This window comes from Desertivirga brevis (assembly GCF_017355835.1).
Window position 1 is genome coordinate 114153 of record NZ_JAFEWF010000004.1, and the last position, 17719, is coordinate 131871.

Annotated in this window: 14 protein-coding genes; all 14 read left to right on the forward strand. The window is 41.4% G+C overall.

Translation table 11 applies throughout. From position 1 onward, the window contains the following. Positions 1 to 56 precede the first annotated feature (56 nt). The 14 genes from J4N25_RS12490 (at position 57) to J4N25_RS12550 (ending at position 17713) form a co-directional block, all read left to right on the forward strand. Complete coding sequence (locus tag J4N25_RS12490; RefSeq protein ID WP_242695891.1) at positions 57 to 1154, forward strand: Gfo/Idh/MocA family protein; 1098 nt, start codon at positions 57 to 59, stop codon at positions 1152 to 1154. 2 nt (positions 1155 to 1156) lie between these two features. Then, positions 1157 to 2740, forward strand: coding sequence for an SLC5 family protein (locus J4N25_RS12495; RefSeq protein WP_207422546.1), 1584 nt, complete (start codon positions 1157 to 1159; stop codon positions 2738 to 2740). Positions 2741 to 2852: 112 nt separating this feature from the next. Further along, a complete protein-coding gene (locus tag J4N25_RS12500) occupies positions 2853 to 3617 on the forward strand; it encodes a DeoR/GlpR family DNA-binding transcription regulator (protein ID WP_207422547.1) in 765 nt (254 codons plus the stop codon). Between the two features lie 7 nt (positions 3618 to 3624). Continuing rightward, positions 3625 to 5037: an L-fucose/L-arabinose isomerase family protein gene (locus J4N25_RS12505; RefSeq protein ID WP_207422548.1), complete on the forward strand. Its 1413-nt coding sequence runs from the start codon at positions 3625 to 3627 to the stop codon at positions 5035 to 5037. 14 nt (positions 5038 to 5051) lie between these two features. After that, entirely contained in the window at positions 5052 to 5876 is an 825-nt protein-coding gene (locus J4N25_RS12510; protein WP_207422549.1) for a transketolase, read from the forward strand. Positions 5877 to 5886: 10 nt separating this feature from the next. After that, complete coding sequence (locus J4N25_RS26925; protein WP_255537107.1) at positions 5887 to 6015, forward strand: hypothetical protein; 129 nt, start codon at positions 5887 to 5889, stop codon at positions 6013 to 6015. 46 nt (positions 6016 to 6061) lie between these two features. After that, a complete protein-coding gene (locus tag J4N25_RS12515; RefSeq protein WP_207422550.1) occupies positions 6062 to 7027 on the forward strand; it encodes a transketolase family protein in 966 nt (321 codons plus the stop codon). Between the two features lie 44 nt (positions 7028 to 7071). Next, positions 7072 to 8010, forward strand: a complete 939-nt coding sequence (locus J4N25_RS12520; RefSeq protein ID WP_207422551.1) for a D-ribose ABC transporter substrate-binding protein — start codon at positions 7072 to 7074, stop codon at positions 8008 to 8010. 3 nt (positions 8011 to 8013) lie between these two features. Beyond that, positions 8014 to 8652, forward strand: a complete 639-nt coding sequence (locus J4N25_RS12525; protein WP_207422552.1) for a DUF2291 domain-containing protein — start codon at positions 8014 to 8016, stop codon at positions 8650 to 8652. A gap of 9 nt (positions 8653 to 8661) precedes the next feature. Next, the gene (locus J4N25_RS12530; protein WP_207422553.1) at positions 8662 to 10170 is read left to right on the forward strand and encodes a sugar ABC transporter ATP-binding protein; all 1509 of its coding nucleotides are present in this window, start codon (positions 8662 to 8664) and stop codon (positions 10168 to 10170) included. 7 nt (positions 10171 to 10177) lie between these two features. Next, positions 10178 to 11152 (forward strand): ABC transporter permease subunit, encoded by a 975-nt coding sequence (locus J4N25_RS12535; RefSeq protein WP_207422554.1) that lies wholly within the window; start codon positions 10178 to 10180, stop codon positions 11150 to 11152. Then, complete coding sequence (locus J4N25_RS12540) at positions 11152 to 12627, forward strand: FGGY family carbohydrate kinase (protein ID WP_242695892.1); 1476 nt, start codon at positions 11152 to 11154, stop codon at positions 12625 to 12627. Before J4N25_RS12535 ends, J4N25_RS12540 begins: the two co-directional genes overlap by 1 nt. A gap of 99 nt (positions 12628 to 12726) precedes the next feature. After that, a complete protein-coding gene (locus J4N25_RS12545) occupies positions 12727 to 14313 on the forward strand; it encodes a glycoside hydrolase family 43 protein (protein ID WP_207422555.1) in 1587 nt (528 codons plus the stop codon). Between the two features lie 241 nt (positions 14314 to 14554). Further along, on the forward strand, positions 14555 to 17713 hold the full coding sequence (locus J4N25_RS12550) for a SusC/RagA family TonB-linked outer membrane protein (protein WP_207422556.1): 3159 nt from the start codon (positions 14555 to 14557) through the stop codon (positions 17711 to 17713). Positions 17714 to 17719: the final 6 nt, after the last annotated feature.

Here is a 17719-nt window from a genome sequence, read left to right on the forward strand (position 1 = left end):
TCAGGAATAGCAGGTGCTAACCATCAATCAGGCCCGCTCCATTCTTTGATTCCCAAATGAGAAAATATATGCTAAAACTTGGAATACTTGGCCTTGGGGAAGGCAGGAGCACCATTTCGGCTGCATTAAGCAGTGAGAAATGGGAATTAAAGACTATTTGCGACATGAATGAAGACATGTGCAAACAGCGCGCAAAAGAGTTCGACTTTCAAAATTACACTACTAAGTACCAGGATATGCTGGATGATCAGGAAATAGACGTAATTGCTATTTATACGCCTGATCACCTTCATGCTGAACATATCAAGCAAGCGATGCTTCATGGTAAGCACGTGGTATGTACAAAACCCTTTATCGATGACCTGGCAAAAGCAAATGAATTGCTTGAGGTTGCGGAAAAAACAGGAAAAAAGGCTTTTGTTGGGCAAAGTTCACGATTCTTCGAGCCAGCAAAACGTCAGCGCAAAGACTTTGAAGCGGGATTAATTGGAGAATTAATTACGGTAGAGAGCCATTACCACGCTGATCATCGTTGGTTCTTGAAAAAAGGTTGGTCTCTGCTTAATTCTTTCAAATGGCTATACGGTGGCTTAAGTCACCCTGTAGATTTCATCAGATGGTATTTGCCAAACGTAGAGGAGGTGATGGGATATGGTATGATCAGCAGTAATGGTGTAACCGCTGGTTTGAAAAATGAAGATACCATGCATTTTATCTTCAAAGCAAGTGATGGCAGGATTGCCAGGGTTAGCGGTGCTTACACTGGTCCAACTCAGCCAGCAAGTCGCGATAGTGGAATGACTGTTATCTTAAGATGCACCGAAGGGGCTTCTCAAGCTGATTATCATGAACTACGTTATTCTGTTACCGATAAGACCGGGGAGGAGAAAATAGTTCGTTGGGGAGACGATACAATGAAACATTATTTCCGTTTCGAAGGTCAGAGTCACCACGCCGGAGAATATCAAAACTACCTTGATTATTTTGCTGATAGCCTAAATGAAGGGTTCACTGCATATCCAGACATTAAAGAAGGTATTGGAACTATTGCTTTACTGCAGGCGATGGACAGGACGCTTCAGACAGGAATGCCTGTAAAGGTTAAAGATATCCTGAAAGAGTTTAATATATCTCCTGAAAGCATAAGTCTGTAAATATGAACGGCATCGTTTCCAAACTAACCATATACGACTATGCAATTGTTGTCGCTTATCTGGTGATATTAATTGTAATAGGTTACAGAGCGAGTTTCGTCGACAAGAAGAAAGACGATGAAACGCTCTTTTTAGCGAATAAATCTTTGGGGTGGCCGAGTATCGGCTTCAACATGTGGGGTACAAATGTAGGTCCATCCATGCTATTGGCCTTTGCAAGTATTGGCTACAGTACGGGTATTGTTGCTGTAAACTTCGACTGGTATGCATTTGTATTCCTTATGCTACTGGCTTTGGTTTTTGCTCCCAAATATCTGGCTGCCAAGGTATCAACAATGCCTGAATTTATGGGTAAACGTTACGGCGATTCAACTCAAAATATTCTTGCCTGGTATGCACTAATTAAGATTTTGATCTCCTGGCTATCACTGGGGCTTTTTGCTGGCGGCTTTTTGGTACGTCAGATCCTGGGAATACCAATGTGGCAATCTGTTATTGTATTGGTACTATTTGCCGGTCTGTTTGCTTTTGCAGGTGGATTAAAAGCAATAGCGAAGGTGAACGTGTTTCAAATGATCCTGCTTATCTGCGTTTCATTAACTCTTACCATTCTTGGTATAAGCAAAGTAGGGGGACTGGAAAAAGTGTACTCCAGTGTTCCTGCCGACTATTGGAATCTAATCCACCCAGCTTCTGATCCTAAGTATCCATGGCCAGCCATCTTACTCGGTTACCCGGTGGCCGCTGTAGCTTTTTTCTGTACGGACCAGGCGATGGTTCAGTCGGTATTGGGCGCTAAAAACCTTGAACAGGGTCAATTGGGGGTGAACTTTATAGGCTGGCTTAAGATCCTTTCATTGCCTTTGTTTATCCTTACAGGAGTGCTATGTTATATCCTGTTTCCAAATCTTAAAGATCCGGCAGAAGCGTACATGACCATGGTGACGAATCTTTTTCCTCCCGGCTTAAATGGTCTGGTGATCGTTGTATTGATTGCGGTGCTTGTAGGAACGATTGGTTCTTCTCTGAATTCGCTTAGCACAGTCTTTACAATGGACATTTATGTGAAGAAGATTAAGCCAACGGCATCAAATCAAGAAATTATTCGCACAGGCCGTATTACAATCCTTGCAGGATGTGTATTTGCTGTATTAATGGTTCTCGCTATCGATAACATCAAGGGACTGAACCTTTTCGATGTGTTTCAATCTGTGTTAGGCTTTATTGCTCCACCATTATCAGTAGTGTTCCTTTTAACTGTATTCTGGAAAAGGACAACTCGAAAGGCAGTAAACTTTACTTTATCTGCAGGGTCTATTTTTAGTCTGACAGTAGGAATAGTTTACCTGTGGATATTAACACCTGATAAATTCCCATTCTGGCCGCATTACTTGTTGTTATCATTCTACATCTTCCTGTTCTTATTACTGTTAGCAATGCTGATTTCCTTAACCGACAAAACTCCTCAGGTCTATATAGCAGACGAAACTGTTGTTATAGCAAAGCCTACTAGAAGAGTTAAAATAGCTTGGGCTGCCTTAGTCGTTGTTATGGTATTACTCTATCTGATTTTTACGGGGCATTAATGCCTTTTTTTATTATTTCCTTCGAATAATTTCGTTTATTAATTATTTCTTTTATTTTTGATATGTAATCATTATAACCGAAAATTGCTTTTCAACCAATTAGGAAAAGCTTATGCTTGCAAATCAAAGAAGAGATAAGATACTCGACCTGCTTAAAGAAGATGGGTCTGCAAAAGTTGCTGACCTTGCCCGGCTGTTCAAAGTAACAGAGGTGACCATTAGGCAGGATCTTGAGAAATTAGAAAAAGACGGACTAGTGCTTAGGGAGCATGGCGGTGCTTTCCTTAAAAATGTGGAGGATCAGGTGCGCACATTCTCGCTTTCACATCAGGATAATATGGACAAGAAAGAGCTGATTGCTATTAAATGTCTTGAATTTATTGAAAGTGGAGACACAATAATCCTGGATTCCGGTAGCACAACCACAGAAATTGCAAAAAAGCTGAAGGGTATAAAAAACCTTACAGTAATAACCAATGCACTAAATATAGCCTTGATGCTTGGTGCAGAGCCAGGCATTGAGGTAATAATGACGGGAGGTGAGTTTAAACCACCAACACTTTCTCTTACTGGTCAGAAGGCTGCGGATTTTTTTAGCGGCTTGAATGTCCAGAAGCTGTTTCTGGCAACAGCTGGAATATCCTTAAAAGCTGGGCTTACCTATCCCAGCATCAGTGATCTGGTAGTGAAAAAAGCAATGATCAATGCGGCCGATACTACATATTTGGTGGCAGATTCAACAAAGATCGGTAAATCATCATTAGCGAGCCTCGGTGCTTTATCTCTGATCAATTACATCATTACCGATGGGGGTATTGAAGATAAATACAAGAATTTATTCAGTGAAAACGAAATAGAGCTAATCATAGCAAGTTAAACCAAAAATGAAAGAACAAATTAGTTTAGGTGTTATTATAGGCAACAGGGATTTCTTTCCCGACAGACTGGTAGCCGATGCAAGAACGGAAATAATCGAAGAATTAGGAAAGCAAAATATAAAACCAATACTTCTGGAAGATTGGGAATCGAAACTCGGAGGTGTCGAAACCTTTCGGGATGCTCAAAGGTGTGCAGATCTGTTTAAAAAGCACAAAGAGGAGATCGTAGGAGTACTTGTTGTATTGCCAAACTTTGGAGACGAAAGAGGAGTGGCTGAGACGCTCAAACTAGCAGGATTAAATGTTCCAGTACTAATTCAGGCATATCCGGATGATTTAGACAAACTTGATGTTGCGCGCAGACGCGATTCATGGTGCGGAAAGATTTCGGTGTGTAACAACCTTTACCAATATGGTATAAAGTATACTCTGACTACAAAACATGTTGTCAGACCTTCTGATCCTTCTTTTCAGGAAGATCTTAAAAATTTTATCGGCGTTTGCCGTGTCGTTAAAGGTCTAAGAACGGTTCGTATTGGCGCAGTTGGTGCAAGACCTGGAGGTTTCAATACTGTTAGATATAGTGAGAAAATCCTTCAAAGACACGGTATCTCTGTAGTTACTGTTGATCTTTCTGAAATTCTTGGTTCAGCAAACAAACTGACGAAAGAAGATATCGTGGTACAGGAGCGCTTGCAGAAGATTACAAATTATGCCAATCCCGGACAAACTCCTTCGGATGCCTTAATCCAAATTGCAAAACTGGACGTAGTGCTACATGATTTTATGCAAGACAATTCTTTAGATGCAACAGCAATACAGTGCTGGACCTCGCTACAAAAGAATTACGGCTGTAACGTATGTACCAGCATGAGTATGATGAGTGAAAATATGTTGCCGAGTGCATGTGAGGTTGACGTTACCGGAACCCTTACCATGTATGCTATGCAATTGGCATCAGGTTCTCCCAGTGCGTTAGTAGATTGGAACAATAATTACGCCTCGGACGAAGAGAAGTGTGTTTTATTTCATTGCGGCAATTGGGCAAAGTCTTTCCTTCCCGACATTGAGATTAGTAATGCACCGATACTTGGTACAACCGTAGGTGTTGAAAATACTTATGGTGCCCTGGCTGGTCGTACGCCTGCAATGCCTTTAACCTATGGCAGGATCAGCACAGATGATACCCGGGGTGTTATTAAAGCATATTTTGGTGAAGGCGAATTGACAGACGATGCCCTGAACACTTTCGGCAACCGTGCAGTCGCCAAGATCAATGACCTTCAGGGACTGATGCACTATGTATGCAGGAACGGATTTGAACATCACGTGGTAATGAATGCATCCAGAACTGCTGCGGTGCTCAAGGAAGCTTTTGGTAATTATTTAGGCTGGGAGATCTACCAACACAACAACTAAAACTACATAGAGACATGACAGAGAGGGAACTTAAAGCTAAATCGGTAGAATATCGTAAAAACATACTTAAATACATTTATAAAGCTAAGGCCGGGCATACCGGGGGAAGTTTATCCTGTATCGATATCCTCAATGTACTTTATAATCAGGTTTTAAATGTAGGCCCTGATAATTTCAAGTCGCCCGACAGAGACCGGTATATTCAAAGCAAGGGCCATTGTGTTGAAGCGCTGTTTGTAGTGTTGGCAGATAAAGGCTTTTTTCCCGAATCAGATCTGGAAACGCTTTGCCAGTATAAATCACATTATATCGGTCACCCTACTCGAAAAGTAAATGGGGTAGAGCAGAATACCGGGGCATTAGGTCACGGCCTGCCTTTAAGTGTTGGCGCAGCTATTGCCGCTCGTCTGGATGAAAAAGACTACAAAGTCTTTACTTTGTTAGGTGACGGAGAATTACCGGAAGGTTCAAATTGGGAAGCTGCTTTAACAGCTTCTCATTACAAGCTGGACAATCTTTGTGCGATTATCGATCACAACAAGCTTCAGATAACGGGAAAGACCTCTGAGGTTTGTAATACCGATCCTATAGATGGGAAGTTCGAGAGCTTTGGTTGGGCTGTAAGACATGTAGATGGTAATGATATCCAGCAATTGATTGAAACTTTTGCAGCCATCCCTTTTGAGAAAGGCAAACCGAGTCTTGTACTAGCTCATACGGTTAAAGGAAAAGGGATTAGCTATATGGAGGACGTTTTGAAATGGCATCATGGAGTTCCCACTGCAGAGGAGTTTGAAAAGGCCCAGCACGAACTCGATGAAGCATTGACTTTAATTTAGAAAAACCTTCATGAGCAAGAGCTTACAATCGGAGGATGAAAGTACCCTGAAGGTTCTTTCTGTCCTTAAAGAACAAATTAAACTTTCAGAAAAAACCATCATGAGCAGAAGCTCACAAACGGAGGATGAAAGTTTTTGATAGTTCTTTCTGGCCTCTTAGAAACAATTATACTTTCATAAAAAACATGGAAATACTGACAGATAAAAAAGCAGGCGTAGGAATGGCCAATCTGGAAAAATTTTCAGAAACGCTTCAATCGCTAGCCGAAACAGATAAAGACATTATTGTAGTAACAAGTGACTCCCGAGGCTCAGGAAAGCTCGTGCCCTTTGGAAACAGGTTTCCAAAGCAACATATTGAGATCGGTATTGCTGAGCAGAACCTGGTGGGCGTTGCAGCTGGAATAGCCTCTGCAGGTAAGAAAGTGTTTGCTGTTTCTCCGGCTTGTTTCCTTACAGCAAGGTCGTTTGAACAAATTAAAAATGACGTAGCTTATTCAGATAATCCTGTAAAGTTAATCGGCATAAGTGCCGGAGTAAGTTATGGAGCACTGGGTTCTACCCATCATAGCTTGCACGATTTTGCGGCACTACGGGCAGTGAATAATATTATTGTAGCTGCTCCTGCAGATAATTACGAAACTGAGCAAGCTATTATCCAGGCCTCGGCCTTACAGCAACCAGTTTATCTCCGTTTCGGTAAGAAGAATGTACCAGACCTTCCTGGTCAGATAGAAGCTCCGTTTCTGTTCGGAAAGGGAAGGGTGATACGCAGGGGGGAAGATATTGTGCTGATCGGGACAGGTGAAACCGTTCAACCTGCACTTGAAGCAGCAGAGCAGCTGGCTGTAGATAATAATATTGATGCTACGGTAGTAAGCATGCATACCATAAAGCCTTTAGATTACGAGCTTTTAAGACAGTTGGCTGAATTGGGAAAACCAATTATCACTGTCGAAGAACACAGTGTATACGGTGGTTTAGGTGAAGCTTGTGCTTCATATCTTATGGAGAACAACTACAGAAACAAGTTTAAGATAATGGGAATTCCTGATGAGTATACTGTTACAGGCTCTCAGAACGACATTTTCAGACACTATGGGCTTTCTTGTGAAGGCATTGCAGCGGCAGCACTTAAGCTCTTGCAATAAATAAACACCAGAATTATAACCTTTTACTAACCAATCTATCCTCAATGAAGAGAATTATTAATATACTCTTTCTACTCGTGCTTATTGTGATTACGGGAGGATGTAAGAATCAATCTACCGAAAACACACCAAAGAAAGTGGCAGTTATCGTATCTACTCTCAATAATCCCTGGTTTGTAGTGCTTGCAGAAACTGCAGCAGCTAAGGCCAGAGCTTTGGGGTACGAAACGAAAATATTTGATTCTCAAAATAATACAGCTTTAGAGGCTGACCATTTTGAGAATGCTATTACATCTGGATACAACGCCATCCTGTTCAACTCTACCGATGCCGATGGTTCTATTGTCAATGTAATGAAAGCAAAAGAGGCTGGAGTTCCTGTCTTCTGTATGGATAGGGAAGTGAATTCTACAAAAGCTGCTACATCTCAGATCCTTTCTGATAGCTACTCTGGTTGCATTGCCATTGGGAAGTACTTTGTGCAGAGCCTGAAAAAGAAAGGCAATTACGTTGAGCTTCTAGGTCTGGTGGGTGACAATAATACCTGGGCCCGTTCGAAAGGATTCCACAGCGTCGTAGATAATTACCCTGGGTTGAAGATGGTAGCACAGCAGAGTGCAGACTTCGATAGAAACAAGGCGATGGAAGTGCTGGAGTCTATTCTTCAGGCTCATCCCGATATTGATGCTGTCTTTTGTGGCAATGATGCAATGGCAATGGGAGCCTACCAGGCTCTTGCGGCAGCTGGTAAGGCCAATAAGGTAAAGGTTTTTGGCTTCGATGGTGCTGACGATGCATTGCAGGCTATAAAGGAGGGTAAGGTAATGGCTACTGGAATGCAGTACCCTAAGATTATGGCAGAGACAGCAGCCCTATACGCTCAGGAATATTTTAATGGGAAACGGGATTTCCCCCAAAAAGTACCAGTTGCAGTTGAGATGGTAACCGGAGAAAATGTTCGTAACTATATTACTAAGGACTAAGCTATGAATAGAAGAAATATAAAATTACTTGTAGCTTTTGTTCTTGTTGCGGTAGTTGGATATAACTCTGTATATATCCGGAAGTTAAGCGAGGTTAAAGCTCAGGGAGTAGGAACAAAGTTCAATACCACCAAATACAGCAGAGAGTTCTGGGATAGCAAGCTTATTCCTAGCCTAGGAAACGCCATTGAGGTTAACCAGTTGATGCAGGAGATGCATGCGGATAAAGATAGAACTTTTAATACTTATGCTCACGCCTTAGGGATAGGAAACCTTCAATACTTTATGATTAAAGGAGAAGGCGAAGTGCTGGCGGTAAATGAAAATACGGTTACTGTAAAAACACAAGCAGGTGCAGAAACGCAGAACCTGCAAATAGAAACCGAATATGTTTACGGGAACGCAGTGAGAGACGCTTCGGGGCTATTGAATATGAATGCCTTTGATAATACTACTGAATTTAATGAAGTATCTGCCGGAATCAATAAGATCATTAGAGAAGAAGTTATTCCATCATTCAAGAAAACAGTTGCCGCCGGATCCAAGATAAGCTTTGTTGGAGCAATTGAATTAAACAAGAAGTTTCTGGATACCAGTAAAATTACACTTACACCTGTTCAAGTCAAGTTTTTAACTAAATAAAAAGCCTATATGCTTGTTGTAGAGAATGTAACCAAACGTTTTTCAGGCGTAACAGCTTTGGAAAATATAACACTCGAAATTCATGGAGGTGAAGTAACGGCAATAATTGGAGAGAACGGAGCAGGCAAGTCTACCTTAATGAAAATCTTGTCGGGAGTTTATCCTGAATATGAGGGCCGAATTATTTTCAAAGGAAATACAGTTCGCTTCTCAAATCCTAAAGAAGCTCAGGAATGTGGTATAGCTATCATCCATCAGGAGCTAAACCTTATCCCTTATTTAAGTATCACCGAAAATATATTCCTGGGAAGGGAAATAGAAACATCTCTTGGTGCTTTAGATAAAAAAGCAATGCGAAATAAAACTCGTGAATTGCTGGAAAAGCTAAAGCTAAAGGTAGAGCCTGATACCTTAATCGTCGACCTTAAGGTTGGACAGCAGCAAATTGTTGAAATAGCGAAGGCGCTTTTAACAGAATCAGAAGTGATTATAATGGACGAGCCAACCTCGGCCATTACTGAAAGTGAAGTGAAGGTGCTGTTTGAGATAATTAATAATCTCAGAAGTGAAAACAAAGCCATAGTTTACATTTCGCATAAGCTGGATGAGCTATTCAAGATAGCCGACCGGTATATTGTTCTTAGGGATGGGAAGATGATCGAATCAGGAAGGATGGATGGAATGAAGACAGATGACATCATTCAGAAAATGGTGGGAAGAGAAATCAACCTGATACGTCGTAAAGACCTTCAGTGTACATCCGAGGACGTGCTTTGTGTTAAAAATCTTTCCCTTAAAAATCCTAATAGAAAAACCGAAGACTTTCTTAAAGACATTTCTTTTTCATTGAAGAAAGGGGAGGTGCTGGGAATCTTTGGCTTAATGGGTGCGGGACGAACAGAACTTCTGGAAACCATCTTCGGACTGCATCCCAAGCTTGCCAAAGGGGAAATTACAATGGATGGAAAGATAGTGCCCATAACTTCCTCTTCCAGTGCTATCAAAGCAGGTCTTGCTTTGGTGCCCGAGGATAGGAAAAAAGATGGACTCGTACTTGGATTGGATGTTCAGAAAAACATTGGTATCACAACACTTAAGGAGAATCAAACACTTGGTGTACTTCTCAATGACGGAAAAGAATCGAAATTATGTGAGAAGTACCGCGAAGACTTGAAGATTAAAACATCCTCGGTAAAGCAAACAGCAGTTAGTTTAAGTGGAGGCAATCAGCAAAAGATCGTTATCGCTAAATGGCTAGCTACTAATCCTAAAGTATTACTGCTGGATGAACCGACACGGGGTATTGACATCAATGCTAAGAATGAAATTTATAAGCTTATTCTAAGCCTTGCTGATAAAGGAATGGGTATTATTATGGTTTCTTCTGAGCTTCCTGAAATCCTTGCAGTATCAGACCGGGTACTTGTTATGAGCGAAGGGGTGGTGACAGCCGAAATACCTATTGCAGAGGCGAGCGAAGAAATTATTCTAAAAGCTGCTATTCCAAATTCAATTTAAACTTCTAATGGAACTGAAATTATATAAGCCATACCTGGTTAAATTCCAATCACTAATTGCACTTCTGATACTGTGTTTATTAATAAGCATCCTGTCAGATAAGTTTCTTACGATGTCTAACGGATGGAACGTGATGAGGCAGATATCTGTAAATATCACCATTTCCGTAGGAATGACCTTGATTGTTCTGACAGCAGGAATTGATCTTTCTGTTGGTTCTGTACTTGCACTGTGTGGTGCTATCACTGCAGGTCTTCTTAAAAATGGAATACCTTTACCCTCGGCTGATTTGTTCGTTGGTTTTACATTACTAGGAGCTATTGTTATTGGTTTGTTGCTGGGATTCTCTTTAGGGGGCTTTAATGGTTGGGTAATTACGAAATTCAAAGTCCCTCCCTTTGTAGCCACTTTGGCGATGCTTACTATTGCCCGTGGCCTTACATTTCTGTATACCGAGGGTTTTCCGATCTCTGGTATGGGAGAAAAGTTTGCCTATCTTGGTACGGGCTGGCTTTTTGGTATTCCTGTCCCCGTATGGATATCTGCTATAGTGGTTGCAATTGCCTGGGTAATTACCAATAAAACTCGTTTGGGCAGGTATATCTATGCTATTGGTGGTAATGAAAGCGCATCAAGACTTTCAGGGATCAATGTGAATAAAGTAAAAATAGTAGTTTATTCGATAGCTGGAGGCCTAGCTGCAACAGGTGGTATTTTGGTGACATCCCGGTTAGATTCCGCTCAGCCTAATGCTGGGGTGAGTTACGAGCTCGATTCTATTGCTGCGGTGGTTATTGGTGGAACTTCCCTGGCTGGTGGAAAAGGAAGTGTTTTAGGAACGGTTCTGGGAGCCATCATTATTGGAGTTTTGAATAATGGACTCGTGCTGCTAAATGTATCGCCTTTCTGGCAGCAAGTGGTAAAAGGTGCTGTAATTCTCCTTGCTGTAATTATTGATAAATCTAATTCAAAAAACGACTGATGAACTCATTTATAATCTCTGTTGATCAGGGAACCAGCAGTACAAAAACGCTTGTATTTGATGAAAAAGGACAGGTTTTTTCGAGGGGATTGGCGCCTCTCAAAACAGAGTATTTCGGGGATGGATTTGTCGAGCAAGATCCGGAAGCAATCTACCAGAACGTGCTGGCTTCTGTAAGAGACTGCATAAAAGAATTCAAGGACAAGGGTGGACAGGTCACTGAAATAAAAGCTTGTGGAATCTCTAACCAAAGAGAAACATTTGTGATTTGGGACGAGGCGGGAAGACCTTTAAATAATGCGATTGTTTGGCAATGCAAAAGATCGATTGAAATATGTGAGAGGTTAAAGGATCAGGGAATGAATGAGTTGGTACAGTCTAAAACCGGCTTGATCATAGATCCTTATTTTTCAGGTACTAAGCTATTGTGGCTTTACGAAAATAACCCAGCTGTAAAAACAGCAGTAGATGAAGGACGCGCCTATTTCGGTACGGTAGATTCCTGGTTGTTGTTCCGCTTAACTAATGGACAGAAATATTTTACAGACTATACGAACGCATCCAGAACATTATTTTTCAACCTGGCGGAATTAAGGTGGGACGCTGAACTATTATATTCTTTTGGTTTGTCCCGGCTCAATTTGCCTGAACCCAGGCCTTCCTCTAGTTATTTTGGAGAGTCCGACTTCGATGGGATTTTTGAGTCAAAGATTCCAATCTCGTCGATGATAGGAGATTCTCATGCTGCGGCATTTGGGGAGGGTTGTTTTTCTCCTGGCACAGCAAAAGCAACATTAGGAACAGGTTGTTCCATCCTGATGAATGTTGGTGATTTACCTCCTGCCTCGGGAAGCGGTATGATCAGAACTGTATGCTGGAGTTCAAAAGATAGGGTTGATTATGCATTGGAGGGGGTAATTGTTTCCTGTGGCGCCACTATCGAGTGGATTAAAAACGAATTGGGGCTCATAAAAGATAGTATGGAAACAGAAGCTATAGCTCTTTCTGTAGATAGTAATAATGGGGTTTATATTATTCCTGCTTTCAGTGGCCTGGGTGCTCCTTACTGGCAGATGAATAGAAAGGCTTCTATTATTGGTCTTACCTTTGGTGCTAATAAAAACCACATCATCCGCGCAGCACTCGAATCAATTCCATATCAAATTAAGGATGTTATTTCAGCTATGGAATCAGACACAGGAATTCCGCTTAAGGAGTTAATGGTTAACGGAGGCATCACAAAGAATAAATTCGTGCTTGAATTTCTGGCAAATCTTCTGGAGAAAAATGTTGTTAATATGGGGATGCCTGATGTATCCGCCTTAGGTGCAGCATACCTGGCTGGTTTAGGAATCGGTCTTTTCGAAAGTATAGATCAGTTAAAGATGTTAAATAGTAAAAAGGAAGTGAATACGCCGGAAGCCGATCCGATGGTTCACAGGTCTTATAAAGGTTGGCTCAAAGCTATTGCATAATGATTAGTAAAATGAGATGTTTAACAAGAGGACGGTAAGCTGAGCCAGCAGTGTGACTGCCGGAAAAGAAGGATATCCCAAAAGTTATTTAGTTAGATTATGTTTAAATTCTGTCTTGGTTTCTTCATCTGCTTTTTAGGTTTACCTTCTTTTGTTTATTCCCAGTGGAAATCCGATCAGGGCGACGGCACCTATAAAAACCCTATACTCTATGCTGATTATTCAGATCCCGATGTTATTAGGGTTGGGGACGATTATTATATGGTTGCATCAAGTTTTACTTGTCAACCTGGTATCCCTTTGTTGCATTCAAGAGATCTGGTCAACTGGACGATTATTAATTATATTTACTCAAATCTACCATTAGAACGATATAAGAAACCTCAGCATGGGCAAGGGTCCTGGGCTCCTGCAATCCGCTATCACAACAAGCAGTTTTACGTTTATTTCTGTACACCTGAAGACGGTCTCTTCCTTGCAACAGCAAAAAATCCCCGCGATAAATGGAAATTACAATTGGTACAGGATGTTGGTAACTGGGAAGATCCCTGTCCTTTCTGGGATAGCGATGGAAAGGCTTATCTTTTAAGGGGCAGGGTAGGAGCCGGGCCTGCAATTTTACATAGAATGTCTGATGACGGAACAAGATTGCTGGATAATGGAAAATTGATCTATAGGGATGACAATAAACAACCGATTCTGGAAGGCTTTAAGTTTATGGAAAAGCGAGACGGCTATTACTATTTCGCGGCTCCTGCAGGGGGAGTTAGCACAGGCTGGCAATCTGTTTTTCGTTCAAAAAACATCTATGGCCCTTATGAAGATAAAATTGTTTTGAATCAGGGCAACACAGCAATCAATGGCCCTCATCAAGGTGCATTTGTAGAGACCCCAACCGGACAAACCTGGTTTATTCATTTTCAGGACAAAGGCTTCTATGGACGAATTGTTCACATGCAGCCTGTGGCTTGGAAAGAAGGATGGCCTATTCCCGGAATAGATAATAATAACGACGGTATAGGAGAACCTGTTGACTCTTACAGAAAACCTGATGTGAGTAGCAAACACCCTATTCAGACCCCTCAAACTTCTGATGACTTTTCTTCAGCGCATCTTGGGTTGCAGTGGCAATGGCAGTCGGCTCCGGAGAAAGATTGGTATAGCCTGATGCCTGAGAAAAAGGTACTGCGACTTAATGCTGTTTCTTCTCCAACTGATGATGGAAGTTTGTTTTACGCAGGGAACTTGTTGCTTCAGAAAATTTCATCACCAAGCCAGACTTTTACCACAAAACTGACCCTTAGCGCAAAGTCGGATCTTGTCAACGCTGGTCTCGCTGTAGTCGGGAACTACTACACTGCAATAGCTGTTCGAAAATCATTCTCCGGCTTCGACCTGGTAGTGAGTGAAGGGAAAAGAGTAGAAAGGAAATTCCAATATCCACAAGAACTCGTTAAAATTCCTCTTAATAATCCCGCTGTCTGGCTCCGCACTATTATTCGTGAAGACGCTACTTGCAGTTATTTATACAGTCTCGATGGAAAGAATTTTACTAGCATCGGTAAAACCTATCCAGTAGAGAAAGGAATGTGGATCGGGGCTAAAGTAGGTATATACTGTATTAATGGAGGTCTGACCCCTGCGAAGGGACATGCAGACTTTAGTTTTTTTCAGGTTACCAATTAACCCCTACAAAGTACAGATTCCTTCATTCTTAATTTCATTTCCCTTTTTTATAATTTTATAAGTGTAAATAAAAGAAATTCTATATTTTCTTTTATTTACGAAAAATTGTTTTTAATTTGCTTTTGCTAGCTAATTAAAACATAAGGCCCTGTGCCGTATCTACTATCCAACGAGAAATAAAAAGGAAATTTTAACCAATTATTAACCAGTTCATGTAAAGCATGCACTAAACTTTTTACGTATGAAGCGAATCCTATTGCTTTTTCATTTGCTATTGCTATCGGTAGCGGTGTACTCACAGACAAGACTTGTAAAAGGTCGTGTTTTGGACTCAAAAGATGGTGAAGCCCTGATTGGGGCAAGTATTAAAATTAAGGGGGAAGGAAAAGGGGCAACGACTGATGTCAATGGACGATTTAGTATAAACATTAATGATGCGAATTCGGTGTTGGAAGTATCTTACACCGGGTATAAGTCGAAGCAGATATCTGTAGGAAATCAATCTCAACTGGAAATAAGACTAGAAGCCGATACAAGAAGTCTGAACGAAGTAGTTGTAGTAGGTTATGGAACCCAAAGTAGAAGGGCGGTTACGGGTTCTGTTGCTTCAGTTAACTATGAGAAATTTAAGGATCGTTCCGTAACCAATGTTACTCAGGCATTAGCCGGACAACTACCGGGCGTTAATATCACCCAGTCTCAGGGAGCTCCCGGTCAATCTCCAAATATTCGTATAAGGGGCACAAGTTCTATCACAGCCGGTACAAATCCCCTGTATGTAGTGGATGGCTTGCCTATTGAGAATTTCAACCTTAACTACATAAATCCCCAGGACATCGAATCTGTTGAGGTGTTAAAGGACGCTTCATCGGCAGCTATTTACGGGTCTCGAGGATCCAATGGTGTAGTAATTGTAACAACAAAGCTTGGAAAACCAGGGCAGGTTAATATCAGCGCCGACTATGAGCATGGAATCCAGGACGTAACTCGTAAGATAGATCTAATGGATGCTCAGCAATTCATTCAGTATTATATTGATGCTCACAACAATGCCTATGCAGCGGCAGGAGGTAATATTAACGATCCTAATAGTGCGAGGCCTGTACTTTACAGGATACCAGAAGATTTTACCAACCCAACTTTAAGAGCCCAACTGGGGACAGGGACCGACTGGCAGGATGTGATGTTCCGATCTGCTCCATCAGACAGGGCACAGGTTTCTGTATCGGGTGGAACAGAAAAGACACAGTATTTATTTTCGGGTTCTTACCTGGATCAGGATGCGGTATTGGATAACAACTACTTTAAGCGCCTTTCAATTCGGTCCAATATCCGGCAAAAGGTGTCAGAGAAGTTCAGTATCGGCTTGAATCTTGGTTTAACCGGATTATACGACCGCACGGATGGAACTGAAGGGAAAAGTGATGTGGTAAGTCTTGCTCTGCAAAGTGATCCAATTTTTCCCGTATACAACGAAAATGGGAATCTGGGGTTCAAAGACCCTAATTCGTCATGGTATCGTTTTGCTACATATACCGACTTGCAGCTTTGGCATCCGTATTCCTTAACCAGGGAAGTTAAAAAGCAAAATAAGTCTTTCAATAGTTTGGGAACAGCCTTTGCCGAGTATAACATCGTGAAAGGTCTGAAGTTCAGGACCAGTATCAATGGAAACCTGTTTAATACCCGCTACGACTTCTTTTGGAACAAAGATCAGAAGTTTGGTTATTCTTCATCGCTGCCCGCCCAGGGATCTGCTAATTCCAGGTTTATGCTAAACTGGCTTTCTGAAAATACCCTGAACTATCAGAAGCAATTGGGGGCTCATAACTTTAACGCATTGGCAGGATATACCTTCCAGAAACAAAGGGACGAATATATGGGAGTAGGAGCAGGAAATTTTCCTAATGATCTGGTAACTACTTTAAATGCAGGTACTGTTAACTCCGGAACATCTCTTGCATACGAATGGGCCTTAATCTCCTATCTGGGTAGGTTGAATTATAACTTTAAAAACAAGTATTTCTTGTCAGGGGTAGTTAGAAGAGATGGCAGTTCTCGTTTTGGAAAGAATAACAGATTCGGTTATTTTCCTTCAGTATCCGCCGGTTGGCTAATTTCTGATGAGGACTTCATGAAAGGTTTACCCGCAATAAGTAATCTTAAATTTAAAGCTAGTTATGGAGTTTCCGGTAACAATCAGATACCGAACTATGGTCCGGTGGGTCTTCTTGGTTCTTCAAACTACGTTTATGGAGCAAATCTTGCCAATGGCTTAAACATCACGAATATTCAAAATCCGGATCTTAAATGGGAGAAAACAAATATGTTTAACACCGGAATTGAGCTCGGTTTATTTAAGAATCGTGTGAATTTAAATGCGGAGTTCTACAATTCTATTACCAATGACCTATTGCTTAACGTTCCGGTTCCAGACATTACCGGTTTTTCCACACAGTTAACCAATATCGGAAAACTAAGGAACAGAGGGGTTGAGCTCAGCTTGAGTACCAAGAACGTAGTGGGTAAATTTAACTGGAGTACAGACTTTAACATTTCTGGAAACAGGAATAAAGTACTACAACTTGGACCAGGTAATGCCCCTTTAATTTATCAGGACTTTGTGGTAGCGGTGAAGACAGAAGTCGGTCAGCCGATCTCAAATTTTTATGGTTATATCTTTGATGGTGTTTATAAGAACCAAGCAGAAATAGATGCGGGTCCAGCAAAAGGAGATGGAGTAACCACTCCTGGGGATCCAAGGGTTAGGGATGTGGATGGAGACGGTAAGATCACAGAGGCGGACCGGACTACTTTAGGTAATAATCAGCCTAATTTTATTGCTGGTTTAACTAACTCATTCTCTTTTAAAGGCATTGAACTCTCTTTTATGCTTCAAGGATCATTTGGCGGAGAGATCACTAACCAGTTGGTTCGCTATAACGGAATATGGAACGGAGGTCGTAACGCGTATGCTGGAGTTGCGAACTATTGGAAGTCAGAAAGCGACCCTGGCGATGGCAAGCATTTCAAACCTACTATTTCGCCAAGGGGATATCAGGAGAAATTTTCCTCCTATTGGGTTGAAGATGCAACTTTTGTGAGGCTAAGAAACATTCGGGTCTCTTATGTACTTCCAACAAAACTATTTGCAAAAACACCAGTCAAAAAAGCAAGGGTGTTCCTGAATGCGGAGAATGTTCACTTATGGAGCAAGTATTTAAACTATGATCCTGAAAATACTACTTACAATTCTACTTCATTCTCGAATATCTATTCAAATGCAACACCTACCGCTACATCTGCTGTAACGGTACCGACAGGAGCATTTATAGGCGTAGATTATGGATCGTATCCTAATCCTCGCGTAATCACCTTTGGTGCTAAACTTGATTTTTAAACCTCA

Bases quoted from the DNA above. Each gene is read 5' to 3' on its own strand.
- J4N25_RS12490 (WP_242695891.1), top strand. From the start codon at position 57: ATGAGAAAATATATGCTAAAACTTGGAATACTTGGCCTTGGGGAAGGC.
- J4N25_RS12495 (WP_207422546.1), top strand. From the start codon at position 1,157: ATGAACGGCATCGTTTCCAAACTAACCATATACGACTATGCAATTGTT.
- J4N25_RS12500 (WP_207422547.1), top strand. From the start codon at position 2,853: ATGCTTGCAAATCAAAGAAGAGATAAGATACTCGACCTGCTTAAAGAA.
- J4N25_RS12505 (WP_207422548.1), top strand. From the start codon at position 3,625: ATGAAAGAACAAATTAGTTTAGGTGTTATTATAGGCAACAGGGATTTC.
- J4N25_RS12510 (WP_207422549.1), top strand. From the start codon at position 5,052: ATGACAGAGAGGGAACTTAAAGCTAAATCGGTAGAATATCGTAAAAAC.
- J4N25_RS26925 (WP_255537107.1), top strand. From the start codon at position 5,887: ATGAGCAAGAGCTTACAATCGGAGGATGAAAGTACCCTGAAGGTTCTT.
- J4N25_RS12515 (WP_207422550.1), top strand. From the start codon at position 6,062: ATGGAAATACTGACAGATAAAAAAGCAGGCGTAGGAATGGCCAATCTG.
- J4N25_RS12520 (WP_207422551.1), top strand. From the start codon at position 7,072: ATGAAGAGAATTATTAATATACTCTTTCTACTCGTGCTTATTGTGATT.
- J4N25_RS12525 (WP_207422552.1), top strand. From the start codon at position 8,014: ATGAATAGAAGAAATATAAAATTACTTGTAGCTTTTGTTCTTGTTGCG.
- J4N25_RS12530 (WP_207422553.1), top strand. From the start codon at position 8,662: ATGCTTGTTGTAGAGAATGTAACCAAACGTTTTTCAGGCGTAACAGCT.
- J4N25_RS12535 (WP_207422554.1), top strand. From the start codon at position 10,178: ATGGAACTGAAATTATATAAGCCATACCTGGTTAAATTCCAATCACTA.
- J4N25_RS12540 (WP_242695892.1), top strand. From the start codon at position 11,152: ATGAACTCATTTATAATCTCTGTTGATCAGGGAACCAGCAGTACAAAA.
- J4N25_RS12545 (WP_207422555.1), top strand. From the start codon at position 12,727: ATGTTTAAATTCTGTCTTGGTTTCTTCATCTGCTTTTTAGGTTTACCT.
- J4N25_RS12550 (WP_207422556.1), top strand. From the start codon at position 14,555: ATGAAGCGAATCCTATTGCTTTTTCATTTGCTATTGCTATCGGTAGCG.